Raw genomic sequence first — 23,261 nt, 5'->3', positions numbered from 1 at the left:
GCTCAGGGAGGGAAGTTGGTCGACCGGTACCGCTGGAGGAGGAAGTCGCTTTGCTCCCTGCCGGGGCGGGGCTGTATTCTCGGGCGGCGGTGGTCTGCTGGGCCACCGAGGAGACTTCGCCTAGTCTGGTCTATGGCGCCGCACTGCTAATGCGGTTGGGGTCTTAAAGCCCCTCCCGGGTTCGAATCCCGGAGTCTCCGCGCGAAAGCCGGGTGTGTAGACTGGCCGAGCACCAGCGCCCGTAGCTCAACGGATAGAGCATCTGACTACGGATCAGAAGGTTAGGGGTTCGAGTCCCTTCGGGCGCGCAGGGTTTGACCTGCGGAAACGCCCCTTCGTTCATCGACGAAGGGGCGTTTCTTCGTGCACCCATGGGTGCACGACTCGGGCTGAAGTACATACGTAGTTACCGAGAGTGGTTGCCGCCCTTGCTTCAGTACGACGGGTCTGGCCCGATGTGCAGCGATTTCCCGCGTCAGCCTTGCCCCGACTATGCCTCGGTGACGGCGGCTTGGACGGGGACGGTGAGCTGTACGGCGATCGGCGTGTATAGATCCACATCCTGCATGGCCGTGCGCAGCGAGACGATGAGTGCATAGCGCAGAGGCAGGTTGGCGCGGTCCGCTCGCTTGTTGTTCTTCCACCAGCCTCCCACCGGATGGACGGCGATCAGGCTACAGTCGGCGAGGTCTGCCCCGCTTCCTTCCCAGATGTCTTGATGGAGTGAACCGAGGTTGCGCTGGTTGCCCCCAACAAGCCAGCGTTCCGACCCGCTGGCTGGACGGGTGCCTGCTTCCTCGTCCTGCGCCGCCCGATTCACTCGATCCACGAAGGCGCTGAGAGGTTCGAGGGGTGTGTTTAGCTCGAACCGTAAGCTGTGTGACGGGTAGGTGTAGCGGCGCCGCCAGCCACGCCGAGAAGCCGTAGGTTCGATGAAGTACGACAAGGTGACGCGAAGTTGGACGGTTGCCTCAGCCAGTTCTCGAAGCGTCTCGATTGGCCACGGCAGCCGGTGCAGGCGGAACCGTCGTGCAGCGTGGTCCGGACCATCGAACGGAACGAACTCGTCCTGGGTCACGAGGGTGACAGCGTTCGTGCTGGACGTGAGGACCGAGGTTTCGGTCGGCACGCCCCACCCGTATCTGCGCAGCATCGTCTGCCGTGCGGTCTTCGTCGAGGCGCCGTCGACCTCGGCTCTCATGGCCGGCGTCCATTCGGCCGAGTGGACCAGCAGTCCCCGAATCGTTTCGGGCCAGTAGGACGGGTAGGCGGCCATCGCCTTCGCCGCTAGCCGGGCCGCCTGCGCGGTAGCGGCACTTGTCGCGTTGGCCGAGACGAGGGCGAGGTCGTCCCGAGCCGAGGTGCTACGGACGCACAGGAGCGGATGCCTGTCGTGAAAGTCGACCCCGTCACTGAGGACGTTGCCGCCTTCCATACAAATGTCGGGCTTGATGGGCCAGGTCCGGCTGGAGAATGACACCGACGTGCGGCTATGCGGGGACAGCTCGCCTTCGCCAGCCAGAGCGGCCCAGTTTGCGAAGGTCGGGTCCGTTGGAGCTGCGGTCAGGTCGGTGTAGGCGCCCACGGTGAGGGCATTCCAGGCGTGCGCAGGATCCTCGATCTGCGAGAGGTCACACAGTTCGCGGTGGTCCAACCCTCCCGACCGATCCCGGACATTACCGGCTGAGATTAGGAACAGTCGGGCAGCGCTGAGGTCAGGCTGACCGACGAGCGCGATCCCGCTGTCAGACTGGCCGATGTCGGTGCCGACGCTCAGCGCATCGATAGCCGCCGACCAGAGTGAGGGCTCACCTGCTCGGCCCTCAGGCGGCGCCGTAATTGGCATACAGAACGCGCGCCGCCGGTGAGGTGCTGCCGCTTCTACGGCTGCCGCAGCCTGTGCGGTGATCAGCCCGTAGGCGGCTGGGTCGTTCGTGGCCGGCTTATCGGGCAGCATCTTGACCGATTCAAGGCGGTGCGCCAATGCGACCGGCCCGCTCGCCAGCAGGAGGTCATCGAGGGGGCCGTAGAGAGCAAGCCCAGCCATTACCGTGCCGTGGTCGAGTTGGTCCGCGCCGCTGTCGCCTACAACTGAATGGACGTCGCTGCCATGAAGCGACTCCGACAGCAGCACGTGGGAACGACGCACGCCGCTGTCGAGGTGGCACACCACCGGGGCCGTATCAGGGGCAACCGTCGTTCGTTCCACCAGATCCGTCGTCAAATCGTCCTGGTCATCCCGGGGTAAGTCCTCGACGGTGTCGACGAATTCAGGCCGCCGGATTTCAGCGACGGGGATAGCCGTGAACGGCAGCGCCTGCAAGTCGTCCCAACGTGCCTCCAACCAGACCACGGTCCGATCGACCAGGTCCATGCGCCGCTCGGACATCCGGAAGCGGCCGGCTGCGAACGCACGTAGAAGCTCGACGCCGTTGTCGGTCCGAGTCAGCCAGATCTCCCACCAAGTCGTCCCTGCAGGCGGATCTCCGGCGGATTGCCAGAGGTCTCTCAGCACGGCTCGCCGAATCGACGCGATATTTGCGACGAGCGGGCGGTTCTGCGGCTGTCCGGTTGAGGTGTTGCGGTTGAGGTAATCCTCGAACGTCTTCAGGAAGGCTTGGCGGTAAGCGTCGCTGACCCAGACGACGGCGCTTTCAGGCCGATTGCCTGACGCTGGGTTGACCGCCAGCAGCAGCCATTTGGGGCGCTTTGTCCTGTGGGTCGACATGCGCTCGAGCGAGTCCACCTTCAAGGGGAAGGCAGAATCCGCTGCGTCGAGTACCAGGATGACGCCGAGGGCCTTGAGTTCCTCCAAGGTCAGGTCGTCCGCTACGGCGCCGCGTTCGAGGTCCGCATCCTGGAGCGAACGTGCGAGGTCTCCCCGTAACTTGCGCCCATGGGCACGACGCTCTACCTCACGAATTCGCGGATTACTCCCACCGCGACGGTTGAAGGCGTGGTCGTCGGCGCGACCGGTGATCGTCAGATGCGCCAGCGACCGGGCTGGATTACTCACCGCCCGTCGCCCGGCGATCCTGTAATGCCGCCGTCAGGTCAGCAACCGTGACCTGCTTGTCGCCCCGCAGGATGGCCTGCTTCGCAGCGGTTTCAGCGGCTTTGACCAGTTCGGCATGACTCAGCCCCGCCGTGTGGTTTCGGACTGTCTGCCATCGGATGCTACGGCCCATCGGGCCAAGTCGGGCCTTCATGACTTCCGCTGCCTGTGCTCCGTCGGGGAGTTCGTACCTGATCGCGACGTCGAAACGGCGAAACAGCGCGTGGTCAAGAATCGACCGATGGTTCGTGGCGGCCACAATGATACTCTCGGCGTTGGCCTGCTCGAGAAAGATCAAAAACGAGTTCAAAATTCGTCGGGCTTCGCCGACGTCGTTGCTGCTTCGGTGGCCGCCGAGAGCATCGAATTCGTCGAATAGGTAGACCGCCCGCTGGGACGCCGCGGCTTCGAACACTGCGCGCAGCTTACTCGCTGTCTCGCCGAGGTATTTGCTGAGCAAGCTGTCCAAGCGGACCGTCAATAACGGCAGCGCCAGCTCGTGAGCGATCACCGCTGCTGTCATCGTCTTTCCCGTCCCCGGGGGTCCCTCAAGCAGAAGTCGATGGGCTGGTGCGAATCCGTGTTCTGAAAGGGCGTGCCGCTGCCGTTGTTCATGAAGCACGCGAGCGACGGCGTCCTTCAACTGCGACGGGCCTACCAGATCTTGCAGGGACACGTCCGGGAACGCGGCCGTGACTAGATCCGCCAAGTCCCCTCGTGGCCGGGCGATCGCCGTGACCTTGCTCGCGACTGGCTGGCGTCGGGCAGCCTCGACTACCTGCTTGAGGTCGTTGGCCAATGTCCCATGGCCCTGACGGGCTGCCTTCGCCGCCACTTGAAGCGCGACTGCGTAGAACGCGGCGTCATCACCGGCAGCGTGACTACGCACGAGTGCCTTGATGTGTTCACCTGACGCCGCCACGAACTCGATCCCCCTTCGCTAACCCCAACCTAGCCAAATGGCATGATCACCGGTAGCGATAAAGTTTGACCGGTCGAACTTTACCACTACACTGCTTGACGTGCCAGCAGGGCGCAGTCGACGTGAGAACAGCCGATTCCGGGGTGAAGCCGAAGTGCTCGCCATCCGGCTCCGAGCGCTGCGCGGCGACAGGGGGCTGACTCAGGAGCAACTCGCAGGACGTGCTCGGGTCGCTGTCTCAACCCTCAGGAAGATCGAGTCGGGACGAGTGATCGAGCCCGGCTACTTCACGATGCTGGCGCTCGCCAACGCTCTAGGTGTCGACCTGCGCGAGTTTGCTTGACCGTGCGACTCGACAGGAGCGAGCCAGCACGTCGATCTTTGCATGTGCAGGTCGCGGGCTAAGCCGACGCGCGGCGCTTCGGGCTGGATGCACGCGGCCGGACTTGATCCTCCCATCCGCCGACGTCGACCGCCTGATCACGATCCTCACTCGTAGGGGGCCATGAGGCTGAGTCGTGAAGAGGCGCTGCTGTTGGCGAACGAGCCGGTGACCGCCTGGGCCAACGCTGACGTGGAGTACGAGCCTCGCTCGGCGGTGGACGTCTTCCAGTTGCGGCTCGGCCCCGCCGACGGCATGTGGGTGGCCAGGGAGGCCGACCGTCGCTGCGTCAACCCTTCGATGGTTATCGAGGCGCGCCGAGCGGTGGAGGGCTCGCCGGCAGATCAAGATGCGAGCGACGAACCTGGATCCGAAGGTTGATTGATCATGCACCCAGGGGTGCACCTCGGGGGAGGTAAACGCACGTTGGCGTCACGTTCCGTCGACACTGCTACATACCCAAACCGGACAAACCCGCATAGCTGCAGGTCACGGGTATCCGCTCCTTCCGACTACGGATCAGAAGGTTAGGGGTTCGAGTCCCTTCGGGCGCGCAAGGTAGCAAGGGGTCTGACCTGCCGAAACGGCAGTCAGACCCCTTAGTTTGCTCTACCCCTTGTGGATGTTCGGGTGCTCGTCGCGGCCTCCGGTGCTGCCGCCTATGTGATCCGTGGCCCCCGCCGGATCAACTGACCCGCCGGTCCGGTCTGCCTTTCCCCGTACGGCGTCGGGTCGGAGTCGGGGAGCCTCCTACCGTGGTAGGAGGAGGCGGCCGTGATCTCCGTCCGGGGCAGGGGGGCAACGGCACTGCGCTCCGACGACTTCACGGCCCGCCGTCGACAGGATTTCCTCTCGTAAGGCCCGGAATCCCCGGGCCGCGGGGAGGCTCACATGTTCACCGCACTCGGCAGACTCGTCGTCCGGCGGACCAAACTGACCCTGTTCGTGTCGCTCGCCGTGGTCGTGCTGACCGCGATCCTCGGCGGCGGCGCCTTCACGGCCCTGAAGAACGGCGGCTTCGACGACCCGTCGTCCGACTCGGCCCGGGCCCGGGTGATCCTGGAGGAGGAACTCGGTGCCGGGTCGCCCAACCTCCTGCTCGTCGTCACGGCGGAGGGGGGTGATGTCGACGCCCCGGAGGCGGCGGCCGCAGGTCGGGCGCTGTCCGACGATCTCGCCGCGACGGCGGGCATCGACGAGGTGACCTCCTACTGGTTGCTCGGCTCGCCACCACCGTTGCGCTCCGAGAGCGGCGGGTCGGCACTGGTGATGGCGCGTGCCGGCGGCTCGGAGGCGGACGTGGAGGCCACCGTCGCCCGGGTGCAGGACAGCATCGAGGGTGACCGGGGCGCGGTCACCGTGCAGGTCGGCGGGGCTGCGGCGGTCGACGCGGCGCTCGGCCACGGCCTTGAGGAGGACCTGGTACGCGCCGAGCTGATCGCGATTCCCCTGACGCTGCTGCTGCTCCTGGTCGTGTTCCGCGGGGTCGTGGCGGCACTGCTCCCGCTGCTCGTCGGTGGGGCCGCGGTCCTCGGCGCCTTCTTCGTACTGTGGGCGTTCGCGCAGTTCACCGACGTGTCGGTGTTTTCCGTCAACCTCGTCACGGCGCTCGGCATCGGCCTGGCGATCGACTACTCGCTGCTGATCGTCTCCCGGTTCCGTGAGGAGCTCAGGGCGGGTCACGACCCGCGGCTGGCCACCATCCGGACGGTGGAGTCCGCCGGTCGTACGGTCGTCTTCTCCGGGGTGACCGTGGCCGTGGCGCTGCTGTCGCTGATCGCCTTCCCGATGTTCTTCCTGCGTTCGTTCGCCTATGCCGGGGTCGGCGTGGTGCTCGTCGCGGTCCTCGCCTCGGTGATCATCCTGCCCGCGGTCCTGGCGCTGCTGGGTCACCGGGTCGATGCGTGGCGCCTGCCCGGCATGCGCCGCGACGCCGAGGGCGGCTCGCGCCGCTGGGCGGCCGTCGCCGAGGGCGTGCTGCGCCGGCCCGGCCTGGTCACCGGTGCGGCGGTCGCGGTCCTGCTGCTGCTCTCCGCGCCCGTGCTGGGCACCAGGTTCGGCAACCCCGACGCCCGGGTCCTGCCCGCCGACGTCGCGGCGCGCCAGGCCACCGAGGCAGCGCAGCGCGACTTCGGCTACGAGGCCCTGCCCGTCGTCATCCAGGGGACCAGGAACCAGAGCGAGATCGAGGCGTACGCCGCAGCGGCCTCGCGGATCGGCAACGTCACCGAGGTCGACACCCGCTACGGCACCTGGGCAGGCGGGCAACGCACCGCCGGCCCCGCCCCTGACGCCGGTCGGTACGCCGCGGACGCCGGCGAGTGGCTGGAGGTGATCCCGGCGGTGCAGCCGATCTCGATCGAGGCCGAGGCGGTCGTGCACGACCTGCGGGCCATCGACGCGCCGTTCGACGCCCTGGTCGGTGGCAGCACCGCCGAACTCGTGGACACCAAGGCGGGCATCACGGCGGTCGCGCCCTGGGCCGCGCTCTGGATCGTCGTGGCGACGTTCGCCCTGTTGTTCCTGATGTTCGGCAGCCTCCTGGTGCCGTTCAAGGCGATCCTGCTCAACACGCTCAACCTGACCGCCATGCTCGGCGTGATGGTCTGGATCTTCCAGGACGGCAACCTCTCCGAGGTGCTGAACTTCACCCCGACCGGGCTCACCGACGTCTCGATGCCGCTGCTGATGCTCGCCGTCGCGTTCGGCCTCTCGATGGACTACGAGGTGTTCCTGCTGGCGCGGATGAAGGAGGAGTACGACCGGACGGGCGACAACCGCGTCGCGATCGTCTCCGGCATCGCCCGTACCGGCCCGATCGTCACCGCCGCCGCCCTGGTGCTGTCGATCACCTTCTTCGCGTTCGGTACCGCCGGGATCACCTTCATGAAGATGTTCGGCCTCGGCCTCGGCCTCGCGGTGCTGATCGACGCGTTCCTCATCCGGGCCACGCTGGTGCCGGCGCTGATGAAGATGGCCGGCCGGGCCAACTGGTGGGCGCCGGCGTGGGCCCGCAGGCTGCACGACAAGGCCGGGCTCGACGAGACCGGCGGCACCCTCTCCACCACGACCGAGCGGGAGGTCCGTCAACTGGAACCGGTGGGCTGACCTCGGTCCATCCGGCCGGCGCCGCCCCGCACCCGGGGCGGTGCCGGGCCGTCTGCAACGAGCGGAGGAACTCTGATGGACCTGTCCTATATTGCACGCATGCCCTCGCCCCTGCGCAGTCGCGACCGGTTCGCCGCGACGGCCGCCATGCTCGGCCTCGGCGCCGGGGTGCTCACCTTCGCCTACGCCGAGTCGTGGGGCTGGGTCCTGGCGCTCGCCCTCTTTCCCGCGCTGGTCGTGCGGGCCTGCTGGCCGAACATGCCCGGCTGGCTGCTGCTGGCCTGGGTCGCCGTCCCGACCATCGTCGGGGAGGCGTTCCAGGTCACCCAGACCACCTATCTCACCGTGACCGCCGCGCTGGCGGTCGTCGCCGCAGGCCGCCGCAGCCGGCTCGACACCGTGGCGATCGGCGTCACCATGGCGTCGCCGTTCTTCCCGCTGCTGTTCGAGGCGAGCGACTGGCACCGGCGGATCGGCGCCTGGCTCTGGTTCGGCGGGCTCCTCGTCGGCCTGGCTTTCGGCCACGTCGTCCGCCGGCAGTGGATGCTGATCGCCGAACTCGATCGCACCCGGACCCGGCTGGCCGAGGCCGCGGTCGCCGAGGACCGCCAGCGGATGGCCCGTGACCTGCACGACCTGGTGGGCCACAGCTTCAGCGTGGTCCTGCTGCACCTCTCCGGGGCCCGCATGATCCTGAACTCCTCTCCCGATGCGGCGGCCGAGGCCCTTCGCGAGGCCGAGGCGGTGGGGCGGCAGGGCATGGACGAACTGCGCCAGGCCCTGATGCTGATGCACGAGGGTTCGCCCGCGCCGACGGCGGGCGAGGCGGGCGACCTGGATCGGCTGGTGGCGAGCTACCGGGACGCCGGCATGCGGGTCGACCTCGTCGTCGACGGCGCCCTCGACGGCGTCTCGGCGGCGCCGCGCATGGTGCTCTGCGACGTTCTGCGCGAGGCACTGACGAATGCGGCGAAACATGCCCGCACCCCCGAGGTGACCGTCCGCATCGACGTCGGCCCCGCCGAGGTTGCGCTCCGCATCGAGAACGCCCTCGGCGTCGCCCCGGCCGGCTCCGGCCTGGGCCTGACCGGCCTCGAACACCGGGTGGGCGCCATCGACGGCGTGTTCCGGGCCGGAGCGCAGGCCGGGAACTGGATCGTCGACGTGAGCCTGCCGCGCCGCCTGGCGGGAGTGACCTCGTGATCCGGGTACTGCTGGTCGACGATCAGCCGTTGGTCCGCGCCGGGCTCGGTCTGATCCTGCGCAGCCAGCCGGACATGCAGGTGGTCGGTGAGTGCGGCGACGGCGACCAGGTGCCGGCGGCCGTCGCCGCGCACCGGCCCGACGTCATCTGTATGGACGTCAAGATGCCCGGTGTCTCGGGGGTGGAGGCGACCCGCCGGGTACGCGCGGCCGGCGGCCCCCCGGTCTGCGTGCTGACCACCTTCGGCGAGGAGGACGTGCTCTGGTCGGCGGTGGATGCCGGGGCGGCGGGGTTCGAGTTGAAGTCCGCGACGCCGGAGAACCTCATCGAGGCGGTCCGGACCGTGGCGGCCGGCGGCACCTGGATCGATGGCACGCTGCTCGGCCCGATGCTGGCGACGTTCCGGAAGCTGCGCCAGCCGAGGTCCGGCAGCGGGGACAGCCGCGTCGCCGCCCTGACCGAGCGCGAACTGGAGGTGCTGCGGCTGATGGCCCGTGGCGCCTCCAACCGGGAGATCGCCGACGGCCTGTTCCTGGCGGAGACGACGGTGAAGACCCACGTGGGCGCCGTCTTCAGCAAGCTCGGGGCCCGGGACCGCGCGGCCGCGATCGTCATGGCCTACGACGCGGGCGTCGTACAGCCCCGCGGATAGCCGCTGATCGGGGGCGTGGCACGCCGCTCGCGCCGGTCCCAACACACTCCTGACACCTCGTTGGGCGACGACAGCTCGTCGTTGGTGTGCTCTGCGCCACGGCGTCGACCGGGCCGGATACTCCCACGTCACTCAGCTTCGTGTTGGGGTCCGGGGAAGCGCCGCCGGTTGGTGGGTCTTCCGGACCTGTAAACAGAAACGGCCGGGCCGCGAGGCCCGGCCGTTTCGTCAGACGACGATCACCTGACGAGCGCGGTGGCCGCGTCCGCCCAGGTGGAGTCGTTCTTCACGTTCCTCAGCTTCAGGCCCTGGAGGATCTTGGTCATCTCGGCGTCGGAGAGGCGTCCGTCGCTCGCGACCTGGATGCTGGTCCTGCCGTCCTTGCTGCGGTGGGTGCAGAAGCCGTTGCCGCACTTGATCGTCGTGTCGCCGGTCGTCTGGTTGGAGTTCTTCGACGGCACCACGAAGATCTGGAAGCTGCCGGGGAGGCTTCTGCCGTCGACGCCGCCGTACGGCTCGACGAGGCCGGTGGTGGGCGGTGCCGGGTTCGCGAAGATCGCGCCACCGTAGTCGCCGTTCCGGGCGGCCGCGATGCCGTTGAGACCGGACATGGCGTGCGAGCCGAGCTCGACGGGCTGGTAGCCGGCCGGGACGTAGTCGAGCGTGAACGGCAGCTTGGCCGGGGTGGCCTTGGTGGGCTTGAGGCCCGCGACGATCTTCTGGAGTTCCGTGTCGGACGGGTCCTGCCCGGAGTTCGAGTGCGTCGACAGGACCGCCCACGCGTCCGCGTCGTACGACCAGGCGAGCGTCCGGCGGGTCATACCGCCGTTGCCCGGGCCGTCGACCTGGTACGCCTCCTTGCCGTCGACGGTCAGTCTGGTGGCTCCGGCCAGTCCGGCGGGGTTGAACGCGCCCGGCCGGTACAGCACCAGGTACGCGTAGATCGTCGGTTCTGGCGTGGCGCCCGGCCCGCCCTTCTTCGGCCTGTCGCCGATCCGGGCGGTCTCTTCCTCGGTGATCGCCTTGTCGTTCGTGGTCCGGCCGTCCAGGTACACCGACGCGATCTGGTACGACGTCGACGCCACGACCGGTGCCGCCACCTTCCAACGGCCGACCTCGAAGGCACCGAACGTGAACTGGAACGGGTCGGCCGGGTACTCCCACTTGACCGTGTCGGCCCGCTGGGTGACGGTCGACGGCGCCGCCGCGTCGATGACCGTGCTCTGACCCGTACCCCCGAAGATCGACGGAAGGGCGACCGCCGCAGTCACCGCGGCCACGGCGAGCGCCGCGCCCGCACCGGCGAAGCCGGCCCGCCGGCGACGCTGCGCCCTGCGGCCCTTACCGACGATCTCGTCGATCGTGTTCCGGTCCGGCGGCGCGTTCGACGTCGCCAGATCCACCACCTCATGCAACCGCACGGGACAACTCCTTGACATCGGCGACCTGCAGGTCGATGTTCTCGGTGGCCAGAACCTCACGGAGGCGGGAAAGCCCCCGCGACGTCTGGCTCTTGGCGGTGCCGACGGAGACCCCCATGACCGCTGCGCTCTCCTCGAGAGTCATCCCGAGGTAGTAGCGAAGGATCAGAGCGGCCCGCTGCTTGCGGGGCACGGCACGCAGAGCGGCCTGAACCCGGATCCGCTCGTCGGTGGCAGCCGCCGGGTCGCGCAGGGCGACATCCGGCATCTCGTCACCGGCGGAGCGTTCCCGGCGCCACGGCCGGCGGGTCTCGTCGACCGCGGCCCGGTACACCATCGTCTTGGCGTACAGGTCAGGACGGTCGAGCTTGCGCCAGCGCGGGTACAGCTTGGCCAGGGCGTTGCCCACGGCATCTTCCGCCGTGTGCCAGTTACCGCAAGTCAGGTACGCCAGTTTGCGCAGCGGGCCATACTGGGCCGCGACGAACTGACGGAACCCTTCCTCTTCCTCGGCATTCAAGATCGCCTGCCCCCTTCGACGGAGGTGGAACGGTGGCAGCCGCGAAGAAGGTTGCACCAGAAGGCGGTGTGACGGGTGCCACATCCCTGGTGCTGTTGCCGACCCGGATCACCTTGTTCCGCATGGTGCCGTTCCCTTCGAGGCGGACCCACCACTGTGGGATGACCGCCGGGAGCGGTGGCACGTCGGGCCTACCGCTCCGGCGTGTCATACGCAGTCGTCATTGGTGGCCGCCGGCCGGAACGAGCTGATGGTGTCGTTGGTGGACCACTGGTCGCGGGGAATCGACTGGCCCGGGTGAACATACAATGAATCGTGGCCGGTGAAGTTCGTGTGGCGGTAGAAGCACATTCCGGTCGGCGTTCTGTTCCAGTACGAGGACGCCAGGTCGTTCATGAAGCTGCCGATGTTCGACATGACTGCGACGTGCGGGACGAACAGGTATCGTCCTTGGTAATTTGCGTCTCCCCAGATGCAGACGTAGTTGTCCGGGCAGTCCTGCAAGTGGGCCTGAGCTGGCGAACTGTGAACCGTCACGACCCCGACCGTCGCCAGGGTGACTGCCGCTCCGGCGGCGGCGATCCTCCTGAGCCAGTCCAGCCCAGACCCCGCAACGTTACCCGACATGCCACACTCCTTTTCTTCCGCGCCAGACTGGCGGGTGTCACAATCATTTTCCTGCCAAGCTGAACCTCGATTGCCGAATCGTGACGTTCAGCCGTCCATGTTGCCGATGGCCACCTGCACCCACAGGACCGAGGCTGCGGCGATGCCCAGGAAGGTGAGAACCGACAGCCCGGACGCAGCACCGAGACCCAGGCGCTTGCGGGACACGACGAACACGGCTGCGGACGCGGCTACCGCGAACAGCGCCAGATAAACCGAGAATCCCATTGTCTGCTTCTTTCCTTCAGGCGGGCGTACCGCAGCGCCGAACTCTGCGAGCGGTGCGGAGGAATCGGCCGGTGATGGTGTGGAGCCGGGGCAGCGCATCGCAGCGGCGGCGCGAGCGTCGACGAACAGGCGAGCCCCCGGAAGCCGTCACTCGGCGTACGGCAGGACCTGCAAGGTGGTGCTCCCGTCCCCGGAGGTCGTGATACGGCCGTCCTTGACGCTGACGACGCCGTAGGCGCCGTGCAGTTCGAACAGGCCGGAGTCACCGGCCAGGGCCACCCGCCAGACCTGCGACGCCTTTCCGTCCTGGCAGTTCTCCAGCTTCAGGGCGGCACCAGGGGTGTCCGCGACGCAGTACCCGCCGCCGATCTCTTCGTTCCAGAACGGCGGCTTGATGACCACCCGGTTCTTCGCCGACACCGTGGCCGGGTGGAGGGACATCATCGTGGAGTCCGTCCGGCCGGTCCCGGTGAAGTCGACCCCTGCCTGGCCCACCTGGAGGAAGCGGTCCACGCCGTCGTCGGCGACGTCGATCAGGACGCTCTTGCCGGCCCTGATGCCGGTGATGCCGAGCCCGGACAGATCCGAGGTGACCTTCGCCCCGGCCGTCGGCCTGGCCGGGGTGGGAGCCGTCCTTCCGGTCGGTGCGGCAGGGGCCGGTGCGGTCGAGGTCTCGTCGGAGGACGCCGGGGCAGACGGCGACCCGGCCGGGGCGGACGTGGCGGGTGCGGACGTGTGCGACGTTGCTCCGGCCGTGCCCTGGTCGCTGGTGCAGGCGGTGAGCAGGGTGGTGGCGGCGAGGACAGCTCCGATGACGAACGAACGGGTGTGACGCATCCGCCGTTGGCCCGGTCGGATTGCCTCGTACAGCGGTGTCGGGTTCATGCCGTAGAGCCTGCCGAACGACGGCCGCGATGCCCTCCCTCCGCGAGCCGGCACCGGCTCGGCGCTGGGCGGATTTCCGGCCCCGCGCCTCCTCCGAAAGGTGGAGGCGTGCGGGCGTCAGGCTCGGGGGGTCCCGCCGCGGAACTGTCAGGCGTGGACCAGACCGGCGCGCCACGCCCAGGATGCGACCTCGACGCGGTTGCGTACGCCGAGTTTGGACTGCGCGGCAGCCAGGTGGGTCTTGACGGTGGAGACCGCGACGAACAACTCGGCCGCGATCTCCTGGTTGGTCAGTCCCCGTGCCACCGCCCGTACGACGTCGTTCTCCCGGTCGGTCAGGGCCTCCGCCGGTGCGGTCGTCCGGAGCAGCGGCCGGTGCCGGAAATGACGCAGCAGCCGGACGGTGACCTGTGGCGCCACCAGTGCGTCGCCGCGTACGGCCGCCCGCACCGCCTCGACCAGCAGGGCCGGTCCGCAGTCCTTGAGCAGGAAGCCGCTCGCTCCGTACTGGAGGGCGGTGTCCACGTACTCGTCGTCGTCGAACATGGTGATGACGACGACGGCGATCGGGTCGGCCACGTCGGGACCCGCGAGCAGCCGGGTGACCTGCAGTCCGTCCAGGTTCGGCATCCGGATGTCCAGCACGCACACGTCCGGGCGCAGCCGGCGTGCCGCCTCGACCGCTGCCCGCCCGTCGGCGACGTCGGCCACCACGGTGATGTCCGGCTGGGCTTCCAGGATCATCCGGAACCCGACCCGCATCAGCTCCTGGTCATCGGCGATCAAGACCCGCACTGCCTACCGTCCCCGTCCTGGTGACGCCGCCGGCCACCGTCCGCAGGCCTGCCCCGGCGAACCGCGCACGACACCACCACGACAGTCGTCCCGTTCCCGCCGGCCGTACCCCTGATGTCAACGGAGATACCCGCCGATCGAGCACGAATGATACGGGTTGGTACGGCGATGCCCGTGCCTACCGCCCGACCCGGCGCAGCGGCACGTCGGCGGTCACCCGCCAGCCACCGGTCGTACGGCCGGCGGTGAACCGGCCACCGAGCAGGTGAACCCGCTCCCGCAGGCCGACGAGCCCGAAGCCACTGCGGTGCCGGCGGACCGCCGTGGTGGCCTTCCCGTCGTCGTGGACCTCGACCCGGACGGTCCCCTGCTCCGTCCGTACCGATGCCGATATCTCCCGTGCCCCGGCGGCGTGCCGCCGGGCGTTGGTGACCGACTCCTCCACGAGGCGCAGCACCGATGTCGCGACCTCGTCGGCCACCGGTTCGGCCAGGTCGACCGTCAGTCGTACCGGCGGACTGCCGGCCGACGTCATCGCCCGCAGGTCGGCCGCCAGGTCGGTGGTCCGCGCCAGCGGTGCCAGCGCCGGGCCTTCGCCCTGTTCGCGGTCGCGCAGCGCGGCGACCAGGCGACGCATCGCGGACAGCGCCTCGATACCGGAGCGTTCGATCACCGGCAGCACCCGGGCCGCCGCACCGGGGTCCGTCGCGGAGAGTACCTGCGCGGCACGTGCCTGCGCCATCATCGTGCCGACCTGGTGCGCCACCACGTCGCGGAGTTCCTGCGCCAGGCGCAGCCGTTCACGTCGCTGTGCCGCGAGCACCGCGGCCCGGCTGGCACGGGCCCGCTCCCGGTCACGACCCCGCAGATACCACCCGTACGCCGCCGGCAGCACCGCCATCGCCACTCCCGACAGCGACACGCTCCACCACGGCTCCGGCACCGACCCGTCGGGCAGCGACCAGTAGTCCGGCCGGAGCCGTGCCGCCGCCACGGCGGTGGCCAGGAGCAACCCGACGAGCCCGGTCGCCACGACCGCCCGAACCCGGCGGGCCACCGCCACGATGATGACCGCCAACGCGCCGAACTCGGTCACCGCCAGGCCCGCCAGCATCTCGGCGCCGACCACCCGCAGAACCGCCGACGAGACGACGAGCGTCGCCACGGCACCCAGTGTCGCGGTGACCGGCCGCGCCTGCGCCAGCAGCGCCATGGCCGCCATCGCGACGACGCCCGGCGCCACCCACCCTTGGCCCGCGGCTCCCAGCTCCATCGAGAACTGCACGTCGAGCAGGGCCAGGACCACCAGCAGGACAGCCGACGGCCACTGCCGCAGCACCGGTGCCATCACCACAGTCTTCTCACCAACCCGCAGCGCCTCCACACTGTCGGGGAGGACGTCGGACACAGTACGGGTCACCCTCGCGTACGGCTCATCGTCACCGGACCCGACCGGCTGCTGCGCTATCGTCCCCTGCGGCTGCCGGGATCCGGACCGGTGCGAGGACTGCTTGGTGGCACCGTGAAGCTCGACTGGCGAGGCCTGATCACCTGGGAGTGGCCCCTGGCCGGGCTGCTCGTGCTCGCGCTGGCCCTGGACGGAGCGGCGGCGAGCGAGCTGACGCACTACGGCCAGCAGTGGGAGCTGCCGAGTTCCCTCGCCCTGTGTGCCCTCGCGCTGCTGGCGTCCCGCTGGCCGGTCGTCGCGGGCCTGGGTGTCTCGGTGGTCCTGCTGGTGTGGTCGGCGGTGATGCGGCTGGCCGGCGTCCCGGTCCTCTCGGCCGCGGGCGGGCTGCTGGCCGCCGAGGTCGCCGCGGTCCTGGCCGTCGTCGTCGCCGTGGTCCGCCGGTCACCCAGGTCCACCGCCACCGGCCTCGTGGGACTGCTCCTGCTCAGCTGTCTCGCGGTCCGTGTCCTGCGGCCGGAGCACCCGGACTCTCCCCAGGACCTGGGCTGGAACGCGGTCCTGCCGGTCGTGGCCATCCTCGCCGGGTGGTACCTGCGGGCGCGCGACGCCGAACATTCGCGCGAGATGCAGGCGGTGGTGGTCGCGGCCCGGTTGCGGGAGCGGGTCGCCCTGGCCCGGGAGTTGCACGACGTGGTGGCGCACCACATCGGCGGGATGGTGGTGCAGGCCCAGGCGGCGCAGGCGGTGGCGGTGCCCGATCCCGGCGCGCCCGCGCGGGTACTGCCGGTGATCGAGCGTGCCGGCACGGACGCCCTGTCGGCGATGCAGCGGATGGTCGCCATGCTGCGCGAGAGCAGCGAGGGCAGCGAGGGGGAGAGCGGGAAACCGGCGACGCTGACCACGGACCTGGTCGCCGACCTGCAGGCGGTGACGGCCACTCCGGAAGGCGGCACTCCGGTCCGCCTGACGGTGGAGCTCGCCGAGACCGTACCGGCGGAGGTCGCGACCACGGTGCTGCGGCTGGTCCAGGAGTCGGTGACGAACGCGCGGCGGTACGCCACCGGCGCCCACGAGATCACCGCGACGGTACGAGCCGGCGGCGGGGCCGCCCGGGTGCAGGTGCGGGACGACGGCCGACACACCGACCGGCCGAGAAGATCAGGGGGCGGCGGTTACGGCCTGGTCGGCATGCGGGAGCGGGTGGAGTTGCTCGGCGGCCGGTTCGAGGCGGGCCGGTTGCCCGGTGGGGGCTGGCAGGTGCTCGCCGACGTGCCGCTGCGGGCGACCGAGATCAGGCACTGAATTCCCGGGCCGGTGGAACCAGCACCGGCGGCACCGTGCCGGTCTAGCGCGGTACCGGTGATGACCAGGGCAGTTCGGCGGCCACCGTTCCCAGCAGCGCCAGGGCCTGCGCCGACTGGCTGCCGGCCTCGGCCTGATAGACGATCAACTGTTGGCCCGTCGCACCGTCCACGCTGAGCGAATCGTAGGTGAGGGTCAGTTCGCCGACTTCGGGATGGTGGAACACCTTCGCCTCGTGGGCCTTGCCCCGTACGTCGTGGCGGGCCCACAGCCGGCCGAACTCCGGGCTCTTCAGGGACAGTTCCCCGACGAGATCGATGAGCCGGGCGTCGTTGCGCAGGTCGGCGGCGGCGGCGCGCAGCGCGCCGAGGCTGGACTGCGCGACCTCCGCCCAACGGGGGTAGAAGGAACGAGCCGCCGGGTCGAGGAAGACGAACCGGACGAGATTGGGTTCGTCCGACTCGAACACCTTGGCGAACAGGGCACGTCCCAGCCGGTTGCCGGCCAACACGTCCATCCTGCGGTCGATGACCAGCGCGGGGGTGTGCAGCCAGCCGTCCATCAGGCGCAGCAGGCTCGGCCGGACCGTCTCGCGGGTACTCCTGCGGACGGGACCACGGCTGGCCCGCGCCAGCAGGTGCAGATGTGCCAGCTCCTCGGAATCGAATCCCAGGGTGCGGGCCAGGGCGTCCAGCACCTGTTCGGAAGGGTGCTGCTCCCGCCCCTGCTCCAACCGGGTGTAGTAGTCGGTGCTGACCCCGGACAGTTGGGCGACCTCCTCCCGCCGCAGACCCGGGGTCCGGCGTCGGCCCGAAGAGATGATCCCGGCCCCCTCCGGGCTGGTCATCTCACGCCGGGCACGCAGGAACTCGCCGAGCGCATTGGTGCGGTCCATGGCCCCAACATAACCCCGGGACGACCGGTTGCCGGGACGGTCAGCCTGGGTGCGACACACCCTGCCTGACGGCCACCGGAACCCGGAAGGTGGATCCATGGAATCCACCACGAAGGTCATTCTGGTCACCGGCGCGAGCAGCGGAATCGGCGAGGCGGTCGCACTGCGCCTGGCCGGCGAGGGGCATCACGTGGTCGCGGGCGCCCGGCGTCGGGAGCGGCTCGCCGCGCTCGCCGGACGCCACGACAACATCCGGGTACGGCAGCTCGACGTGACCGACCGGAGCGACGTCGGAGCGTTCGTCGACAGCGCGGTCGCCGAGTTCGGGCGGGTCGACGTGTTCGTCAACAACGCGGGCGTGATGCCGTTGTCCCGGCTCGACGCACTGCTGGTGGACGAGTGGGACCGGATGCTCGACGTCAACGTGCGGGGCCTGCTGCACGGCATCGCGGCCGTCCTGCCGGTCTTCCGCCGGCAGGGCAGCGGCCACCTGATCACCGTCGCCTCCGTCGGCGCCCACGAGGTGGTGCCGACCTCCGCGGTGTACTCGGCGACGAAGTTCGCGGCCTGGGCGATCACCGAGGGCCTGAGACTGGAGTCCGACCCGAGCCTGCGGGTCACCACGATCACGCCCGGCGTCGTCGAGTCCGAACTGGCCGAGACGATCAGCGACCCGGTCGCCCGTGCGGCGATGAAGGAGTACCGCAAGGACTCGATCCCGCCGGACGCGATCGCCCGCGCGATCGCGTTCGCCGTCGACCAGCCGGCGGACGTCGACGTCAACGAGATGATCATCCGCCCGGCCCGGCAGCGGGGCTGACATGGCCGGCACCGAGCGGAGCAGGTTGTCCGGGGCGGCCGCCGCCGTGTGCGCGACCGTGGCGCTCACCGCCTGCGGGGCGGAGACACCGTCCGCGCCACAGCCCGCACAGTCCACCGCGCAGGCGCGGCCCCCGGCCACCGGGACCACACACCCGTACGTGGGGATGTGGGTGACCGCCGACAACCACATCCGGCAGGAGCTGCTCGCCGACGGCCGGTACGACGAGGCGCGTGGCCAACGGGACAGCGCCTACACCGGCCGGTACGAGGTGACCGGCGAGCACATCGACTACTGGGACGACAGCGGGTTCACCGCCGACGGCCGCTTCGAGGGCGATGTCCTGCACCACGGCGGCTACCTGTTCTACCGCGAGGGCAGCGCTGCCCACCGGCGGGCCGCTGCCGAGCAGAGGTGACGGGTGGACGTCAGCGGAGCGTCTGCGCGCCGATGACGGAGAGCATCCGGAGTTTCTCGTAGCTCTCGCTGCCGGGCACGGCGGTGTAGACCATCAACGAGTGGGCCTGGCCCGGGTCCACCAGCCGCTGGCAGTTCAGCTCCAGCGCCCCGACCTCGGGGTGGACGAAGTGCTTGACCTCGTGCGGACGTATCCCGATCTCGTGGTCGTCCCAGACCCGCCGGAACTCCTCACTGCGGGCCAGCAGCAGCTCGGCCAGGTGCGCCGCCCGGGAGTCGGGGCCCCGGAGGGTGACCAGTTCGCGCAGCCCCGAGGCGTACATCCGGGTCAGGAACGCGTGCTCCTCGGGCGCGTAGAACTCCCGGACGGCGGGGTCGGTGAACCACCGGTACCCCGCGCTGCGGGCCGGGCCGGTGTACCGCGTCGTGTCCCCGGTGAGCGCGACGCCCATCGGGGACTGCCGCAGGGTCTCGCCCAGCTCGGTGATGATCTCGGCGGGGGTGTCGTCCAGACGGTCGAGCACCCGTAGCAGGCCGGGACTGATGTGGTCGTTGGAGGCACCCCGCGGGGGCGGGTTGTGGCCGGCGAGACGGAACAGGTGGTCGCGTTCGTCGATCGACAGGTGCAGGCCCTGGGCGATCGCGGCGAGCATCCGGTGTGACGGCTGAGGGCCGCGTTCCCGTTCGAGCCGGGAGTAGTAGTCGGCCGACATGTGGCACAACGAGGCGACTTCCTCGCGCCGTAGCCCGTCCGTCCGGCGACGCTGCCCGCGCGGCAGACCGACGTCCTCCGGTTGCAGTGCCGCACGCCGATTGCGGAGGAACTCCGCCAGCCCGGTGCGATCGATCACGACGCTCCCCCTTCGAGTGCTGCCTCGTTTCTACCGCCCGGAGATACAGGTAGCCACGGCCCGCCGATCCCCCCGTCCGGGCCGGAGGGGGACCTGGCGAGCCTGTGATCGGTAGGCCGTGGTTACCGTCCCGCCTTCAACCGACGATCGATGGCGTCACCCGATGTCCTGGACAACCAGATGGAAGGCGTAGGCCGATGCCACGTACCCCGATCGACATCACCGTCCCGGATCTGTCCGGGAAGCGCGCCGTCGTCACCGGCGCGAGCGACGGGATGGGCCTGGGAATGGCCGCACGACTGGCCGCGGCCGGTGCCGAGGTGATCCTGCCCGTCCGCAATCCGTGCAAGGGCGAGACCGCGATCACCACGATCCGGCAGGTCGTCCCCGGGGCGAAGGTCTCGTTGCGCAGCCTCGACCTGTCCTCGCTGGAGTCGGTCGCGGCCCTCGGCGACGCCCTGCGCGAGGAGGGCCACCCGATCCACATTCTGATCAACAACGCGGGCGTGATGCGACCGCCGAACCGGCAGACCACGGCCGACGGGTTCGAGCTGCAGTTCGGCACCAACCACCTCGGCCACTTCGCGCTGGTCGCCCGGCTCCTCCCGCTGCTGCGCGCCGGCGCTGCCCGGGTGACCTCGCAGGTCAGCATCGCCGCGCGTCGCGGCCGTATCAACTGGGACGACCTGAACTGGGACCGCTCGTACGACGGCATGCGTGCCTACCGTCAGTCGAAGATCGCGTTCGGGCTGTTCGGCCTGGAGCTGGACCGCCGCAGCAGGGCGCACGGTTGGGGCATCACCAGCAACCTCTCCCACCCCGGGGTGGCCCCCACCAGCCTTCTGGCCGCCCGCCCCGAACTCGGCCGCAGCCAGGACGTCCCCCAGATCCGCCTGATCCGGGCCCTGTCCGCTCGCGGCATCCTGCTGGGCACCGTCGAGAGCGCGAAGCTGCCCGCGCTCCTGGCCGCGACCGACCCCGGCGCGAAGGCCGGCGTCCTCTACGGGCCCGGCGGCCCCGGCAACCTCGGCGGCCCGCCCTCCGAGCAGCGGATGTATCCGCCACTGCGCAGCACCGACGAGGCCCAGCGCGTCTGGCAGGTCTCCGAGCGGCTCACCAGGACCGCCTTCGTCGCGGCCTGACCATCGGGGCGGCGTTCTCGCTACCGGGCGAGGATGGCGGTCATGGCGGCGTAGCTGGCCAGGAGCAGGACGCCTTCGAAGCCGAGGCGTCCCCAGCCGCACGTCTGCCGGATGAGCAGCCCGCCGAGCAGGGTGGCGGTCATGAACAGGCTGGTGGTGGTCGCCAGCAGCTCGTCGCTGCCGGCGGTGTGGTAGATCGATCCGTGGCGGTAGGCGACGTCCCCGGCGACGAGGGTGAGCACGTCGAGGAGGTTCCCGCCGATCACGGCGGCGATGGCGAGGGTGACGGCGCCACGGCGCACCGCGGCGATGGCGGTGACGGTTTCGGGCAGGGCGTTGACGATTCCCATGAGCACGCCGCCGACGAATCCCGTAGTGAGCCCGGTGACCTCGACGAGGCTCTCGGCGGCGTGGGCGACGAGCCACCCGCCGCCGGCGACGGTGGCGCCGACGATCGCGAACTGGGTCCACAACCAGGGCAGGGGACGCTGGTTGAGCGGGCTGTCGGTGTGTGGGATGTCGGGCCGGGTCTCGTCGGTGGCGATGGCCTGCCACATGGGTTGCGCGCCGGCGCGGCGGATCAGCATGAGCCCGCCCAGGTACGCGGCGACGAGGACGCCTGACATGGGGTGGACGCCGGCGACGGTGGCCTCGGGGGTGTAGCTGGCGAGCAGGGCGAGAGCGAGGAGCGCGATGAGCAGAGTTCCGGACAGCAGGTTCGACAGCGACGCGGCGGCGTGTTCGAGGTTGGCGCGGCGGTGGAAGGCGTCGGCCACGGCCACGGCGGTGGTCTGCGCGGCGATCCCGCCGACGGCGTTGCCGTAGGCCAGCCCCGCCTCGCCGCTGCCGGCTGCGACGATGGTCATGACGATGCCGGAGAGTCCCGTGACGACACCGAAGAACACCACGCCGAACAGGGCCTCGCCCCACCCGGTGCGGTCGGCGAGGGCGTCCCCGAGTCCTGCCAGGCGGATGCTGCCCGCGACGGTGATCGCTCCGGCGGCGACGAACACGCCGACGCTCCAGGGCAGGGGCCAGGGCAGGGCCGTGATGTCCGGCACCTGCCGTCCGTTCCCGGAATGAAACGGTTGATGCCTACTTTTGTCGGCCTGGCCGGGACGGCAGGCGGCAGCCACTACCGTTGGTGCTTCCGGACGGTCCGGACAAGGGAGGCGTCGAACAGGCCGTGGGCGGCTATGGCGTGCAGGTCACGCTGGTGCTCGTACTGGTGTTGGTGAATGCGGTGTTCGCGGGCAGCGAGATGGCCCTGGTGTCGCTGCGGGAAAGCCAGCTCCAGCGCCTGGAGCGGACCTCCCGGGGCGGCCGGGTGCTGGCGAGGCTGGCCCGGGACCCGAACCGGTTCCTGGCCACCATCCAGATCGGCATCACCCTGGCCGGTTTCCTCGCCTCGGCGGCTGCGGCGGTGTCCCTCGCGGCACCCCTCGTGGGCCCGCTGGGGTTCCTGGGATCGGCGGCGGAGCCGGTCGCGATCGTGATCGTGACGATCCTGTTGACCTTCGTCACGCTGGTCTTCGGCGAGCTGGCGCCGAAGCGGATCGCGATGCAGCGCGCGGAGGGTTGGGCACTGCTGGTCGCCCGTCCGCTGGACGCGTTGTCGGCGTTCTCCCGTCCGGCGGTGTGGCTGCTGAGCAAGGCCAGCGACGCGGTGGTGCGGCTGACCGGCGGTGACCCCCGGGCGCGACGGGAGGAGGTCACCACCGAGGAACTGCGGGACATGGTCGCCGCGCAGCGCAACCTCACCCCCGAGCACCGGATGATCATTTCAGGAGCGTTCGAGGTCGCCGAGCGCATCCTGCGGGAGATCCTCGTCCCGCGCCGGGACGTGGTCACCCTGTCGGCGTCGCTGTCCGCGCCGCAGGCGCTGCGGGAGCTGGGCGGGTCGGGGCAGACCCGGGCCCCGGTGGTGGGCCGTGGTGGCCTGGACGACACGCTCGGCGTGGTGCACCTGCGGGACCTGCTCGACCAGGACGGCCCGGTCGTCGCGCACGCCAGCCCGCCGCTGTACCTGCCGGAGACGTTGCGGGTGACCGAGGCGATCCGGGAGATGCGTGCGCAGCGGCAGCAGTTCGCCCTCGTCGTGGACGAACGGGGCGCGATCGACGGGATCGTCACGATGGAGGACCTGGTCGAGGAGATCGTCGGCGAGATCTACGACGAGACCGACCGGGACGTGCAGTCCGCCGTCCGGGACACGGACGGGTCGCTGCTGCTACCGGGTGGATTTCCGCTGCACGACCTGCCGGACGTGGGAGTCGACCTCGACGAGGGCACCCTCGAATCGGGCGACTACACGACGGTGGCGGGGCTGGTCCTGGCCCACCTCGGACACATTCCGAAGCGCCCGGGTGAGATGGTGGAGCTGCCCCGTCTGACGGCCGAGGTGGTGGAGGTGACGGGCCGGGCCATCACCCGCGTACGCCTGCGTGTCCCGCCCCCGCAGGATCACGAGGCCGACGAGGAAGACGCGCGCGCCTGACCGTCGGGGCCCGGGTCACGACCCGTCCCGTGGCACACGCGGCGGTCACCGCCCGAACGTACTCAGCTTCCTGCCAGGTGGCGTTGTTAGT

At 69.9% G+C, this 23,261-nt stretch carries 22 protein-coding genes and 2 tRNA genes; 12 read left to right on the top strand and 12 right to left on the bottom strand.

The features are described 5' to 3' along the window. Positions 1-109: 109 nt before the first annotated feature. Both QSK20_RS27120 and QSK20_RS27115 read left to right on the top strand, forming a co-directional pair. Positions 110-200, top strand: a tRNA-Ser gene (locus tag QSK20_RS27120). A gap of 35 nt (positions 201-235) precedes the next feature. After that, positions 236-308, top strand: a tRNA-Arg gene (locus QSK20_RS27115). Between the two features lie 182 nt (positions 309-490). Here QSK20_RS27115 and QSK20_RS27110 read toward each other — a convergent pair. Together QSK20_RS27110 and QSK20_RS27105 are read right to left on the bottom strand one after the other, a co-directional pair. Further along, a complete protein-coding gene (locus QSK20_RS27110) occupies positions 491-3,016 on the bottom strand; it encodes a S8 family peptidase (protein ID WP_285791444.1) in 2,526 nt (841 codons plus the stop codon). Further along, complete coding sequence (locus QSK20_RS27105; RefSeq protein WP_285791443.1) at positions 3,009-3,977, bottom strand: AAA family ATPase; 969 nt, start codon at positions 3,975-3,977, stop codon at positions 3,009-3,011. The genes QSK20_RS27110 and QSK20_RS27105 overlap by 8 nt, the downstream gene beginning before the upstream one ends. A 100-nt stretch (positions 3,978-4,077) precedes the next feature. Here QSK20_RS27105 and QSK20_RS27100 point away from each other — a divergent pair, with 100 nt between their 5' ends. The 5 genes from QSK20_RS27100 (at position 4,078) to QSK20_RS27080 (ending at position 9,323) form a co-directional block, all read left to right on the top strand. Next, the gene (locus tag QSK20_RS27100; protein ID WP_285791442.1) at positions 4,078-4,320 is read left to right on the top strand and encodes a helix-turn-helix domain-containing protein; all 243 of its coding nucleotides are present in this window, start codon (positions 4,078-4,080) and stop codon (positions 4,318-4,320) included. Between the two features lie 162 nt (positions 4,321-4,482). Beyond that, complete coding sequence (locus QSK20_RS27095) at positions 4,483-4,740, top strand: hypothetical protein (protein ID WP_285791441.1); 258 nt, start codon at positions 4,483-4,485, stop codon at positions 4,738-4,740. Between the two features lie 510 nt (positions 4,741-5,250). Continuing rightward, positions 5,251-7,467 carry an MMPL family transporter gene (locus QSK20_RS27090; protein ID WP_285791440.1) on the top strand — a complete coding sequence of 739 codons (2,217 nt, stop codon included), beginning with the start codon at positions 5,251-5,253 and terminating at the stop codon, positions 7,465-7,467. Positions 7,468-7,566: 99 nt separating this feature from the next. Then, positions 7,567-8,670, top strand: coding sequence for a sensor histidine kinase (locus QSK20_RS27085; RefSeq protein ID WP_285791439.1), 1,104 nt, complete (start codon positions 7,567-7,569; stop codon positions 8,668-8,670). Next, positions 8,667-9,323, top strand: a complete 657-nt coding sequence (locus QSK20_RS27080) for a response regulator (protein WP_285791438.1) — start codon at positions 8,667-8,669, stop codon at positions 9,321-9,323. The genes QSK20_RS27085 and QSK20_RS27080 overlap by 4 nt, the downstream gene beginning before the upstream one ends. Positions 9,324-9,562: 239 nt before the next feature. Here QSK20_RS27080 and QSK20_RS27075 read toward each other — a convergent pair whose 3' ends face one another. From QSK20_RS27075 to QSK20_RS27045, 7 genes are all read right to left on the bottom strand, one after another. Next, positions 9,563-10,744 (bottom strand): hypothetical protein, encoded by a 1,182-nt coding sequence (locus tag QSK20_RS27075; RefSeq protein ID WP_285791437.1) that lies wholly within the window; start codon positions 10,742-10,744, stop codon positions 9,563-9,565. Continuing rightward, positions 10,731-11,264 (bottom strand): SigE family RNA polymerase sigma factor, encoded by a 534-nt coding sequence (locus QSK20_RS27070; protein WP_285791436.1) that lies wholly within the window; start codon positions 11,262-11,264, stop codon positions 10,731-10,733. The genes QSK20_RS27075 and QSK20_RS27070 overlap by 14 nt, the downstream gene beginning before the upstream one ends. 207 nt (positions 11,265-11,471) lie before the next feature. After that, the gene (locus QSK20_RS27065) at positions 11,472-11,891 is read right to left on the bottom strand and encodes a peptidase inhibitor family I36 protein (RefSeq protein ID WP_285791435.1); all 420 of its coding nucleotides are present in this window, start codon (positions 11,889-11,891) and stop codon (positions 11,472-11,474) included. Positions 11,892-11,978: 87 nt separating this feature from the next. Then, positions 11,979-12,158 (bottom strand): hypothetical protein, encoded by a 180-nt coding sequence (locus tag QSK20_RS27060; RefSeq protein WP_285791434.1) that lies wholly within the window; start codon positions 12,156-12,158, stop codon positions 11,979-11,981. A 147-nt stretch (positions 12,159-12,305) separates the two neighbouring features. Further along, positions 12,306-13,043, bottom strand: coding sequence for a hypothetical protein (locus tag QSK20_RS27055; RefSeq protein ID WP_285791433.1), 738 nt, complete (start codon positions 13,041-13,043; stop codon positions 12,306-12,308). A gap of 147 nt (positions 13,044-13,190) precedes the next feature. Then, on the bottom strand, positions 13,191-13,838 hold the full coding sequence (locus QSK20_RS27050) for a response regulator (protein WP_285791432.1): 648 nt from the start codon (positions 13,836-13,838) through the stop codon (positions 13,191-13,193). Positions 13,839-14,016: 178 nt separating this feature from the next. Beyond that, positions 14,017-15,246 carry a sensor histidine kinase gene (locus tag QSK20_RS27045; RefSeq protein WP_285791431.1) on the bottom strand — a complete coding sequence of 410 codons (1,230 nt, stop codon included), beginning with the start codon at positions 15,244-15,246 and terminating at the stop codon, positions 14,017-14,019. A gap of 90 nt (positions 15,247-15,336) precedes the next feature. Here QSK20_RS27045 and QSK20_RS27040 point away from each other — a divergent pair, with 90 nt between their 5' ends. Further along, positions 15,337-16,548: a sensor histidine kinase gene (locus QSK20_RS27040; RefSeq protein WP_285791430.1), complete on the top strand. Its 1,212-nt coding sequence runs from the start codon at positions 15,337-15,339 to the stop codon at positions 16,546-16,548. Between the two features lie 43 nt (positions 16,549-16,591). On the opposite strand, the gene QSK20_RS27035 is transcribed toward QSK20_RS27040, so the two are convergent. Next, positions 16,592-17,443, bottom strand: coding sequence for a helix-turn-helix transcriptional regulator (locus tag QSK20_RS27035; protein WP_285791429.1), 852 nt, complete (start codon positions 17,441-17,443; stop codon positions 16,592-16,594). Positions 17,444-17,540: 97 nt separating this feature from the next. Between QSK20_RS27035 and QSK20_RS27030 the strand changes: the two genes are divergently transcribed. Further along, entirely contained in the window at positions 17,541-18,263 is a 723-nt protein-coding gene (locus QSK20_RS27030) for an SDR family oxidoreductase (protein WP_285791428.1), read from the top strand. 1 nt (position 18,264) lies between these two features. Continuing rightward, positions 18,265-18,681: an Atu4866 domain-containing protein gene (locus QSK20_RS27025; protein ID WP_285791427.1), complete on the top strand. Its 417-nt coding sequence runs from the start codon at positions 18,265-18,267 to the stop codon at positions 18,679-18,681. A gap of 10 nt (positions 18,682-18,691) precedes the next feature. Here the strand turns inward: QSK20_RS27025 and QSK20_RS27020 are convergent, their stop codons facing one another. Beyond that, positions 18,692-19,531 carry a helix-turn-helix transcriptional regulator gene (locus QSK20_RS27020; RefSeq protein WP_352232317.1) on the bottom strand — a complete coding sequence of 280 codons (840 nt, stop codon included), beginning with the start codon at positions 19,529-19,531 and terminating at the stop codon, positions 18,692-18,694. A gap of 197 nt (positions 19,532-19,728) precedes the next feature. Here QSK20_RS27020 and QSK20_RS27015 point away from each other — a divergent pair, with 197 nt between their 5' ends. Beyond that, positions 19,729-20,673 (top strand): SDR family oxidoreductase, encoded by a 945-nt coding sequence (locus QSK20_RS27015; RefSeq protein ID WP_285791426.1) that lies wholly within the window; start codon positions 19,729-19,731, stop codon positions 20,671-20,673. 20 nt (positions 20,674-20,693) lie between these two features. Here QSK20_RS27015 and QSK20_RS27010 read toward each other — a convergent pair whose 3' ends face one another. Continuing rightward, positions 20,694-21,734, bottom strand: a complete 1,041-nt coding sequence (locus tag QSK20_RS27010; RefSeq protein WP_285791425.1) for a sodium:calcium antiporter — start codon at positions 21,732-21,734, stop codon at positions 20,694-20,696. A 125-nt stretch (positions 21,735-21,859) separates the two neighbouring features. Between QSK20_RS27010 and QSK20_RS27005 the strand changes: the two genes are divergently transcribed. Further along, positions 21,860-23,170 (top strand): hemolysin family protein, encoded by a 1,311-nt coding sequence (locus QSK20_RS27005; protein ID WP_285791424.1) that lies wholly within the window; start codon positions 21,860-21,862, stop codon positions 23,168-23,170. Positions 23,171-23,261: the final 91 nt, after the last annotated feature.

It is taken from the genome of Micromonospora sp. NBRC 101691 (assembly GCF_030269285.1).
Taxonomy (GTDB): Bacteria; Actinomycetota; Actinomycetes; order Mycobacteriales; family Micromonosporaceae; genus Micromonospora; species Micromonospora echinospora.
Note: the sequence above shows the minus strand (reverse complement) of the source record. Positions and strands in the feature narration are given on the sequence as shown.

Excerpts from the sequence above, each read along its gene's own strand:
- QSK20_RS27025 (WP_285791427.1), top strand. The coding sequence starts at position 18,265 with ATGGCCGGCACCGAGCGGAGCAGGTTGTCCGGGGCGGCCGCCGCCGTG.
- QSK20_RS27090 (WP_285791440.1), top strand. The coding sequence starts at position 5,251 with ATGTTCACCGCACTCGGCAGACTCGTCGTCCGGCGGACCAAACTGACC.
- QSK20_RS27085 (WP_285791439.1), top strand. The coding sequence starts at position 7,567 with ATGCCCTCGCCCCTGCGCAGTCGCGACCGGTTCGCCGCGACGGCCGCC.
- QSK20_RS27055 (WP_285791433.1), bottom strand. The coding sequence starts at position 13,043 with ATGAACCCGACACCGCTGTACGAGGCAATCCGACCGGGCCAACGGCGG.
- QSK20_RS27095 (WP_285791441.1), top strand. The coding sequence starts at position 4,483 with ATGAGGCTGAGTCGTGAAGAGGCGCTGCTGTTGGCGAACGAGCCGGTG.
- QSK20_RS27030 (WP_285791428.1), top strand. The coding sequence starts at position 17,541 with ATGGAATCCACCACGAAGGTCATTCTGGTCACCGGCGCGAGCAGCGGA.
- QSK20_RS27015 (WP_285791426.1), top strand. The coding sequence starts at position 19,729 with ATGCCACGTACCCCGATCGACATCACCGTCCCGGATCTGTCCGGGAAG.
- QSK20_RS27065 (WP_285791435.1), bottom strand. The coding sequence starts at position 11,891 with ATGTCGGGTAACGTTGCGGGGTCTGGGCTGGACTGGCTCAGGAGGATC.
- QSK20_RS27035 (WP_285791429.1), bottom strand. The coding sequence starts at position 17,443 with ATGGACCGCACCAATGCGCTCGGCGAGTTCCTGCGTGCCCGGCGTGAG.
- QSK20_RS27060 (WP_285791434.1), bottom strand. The coding sequence starts at position 12,158 with ATGGGATTCTCGGTTTATCTGGCGCTGTTCGCGGTAGCCGCGTCCGCA.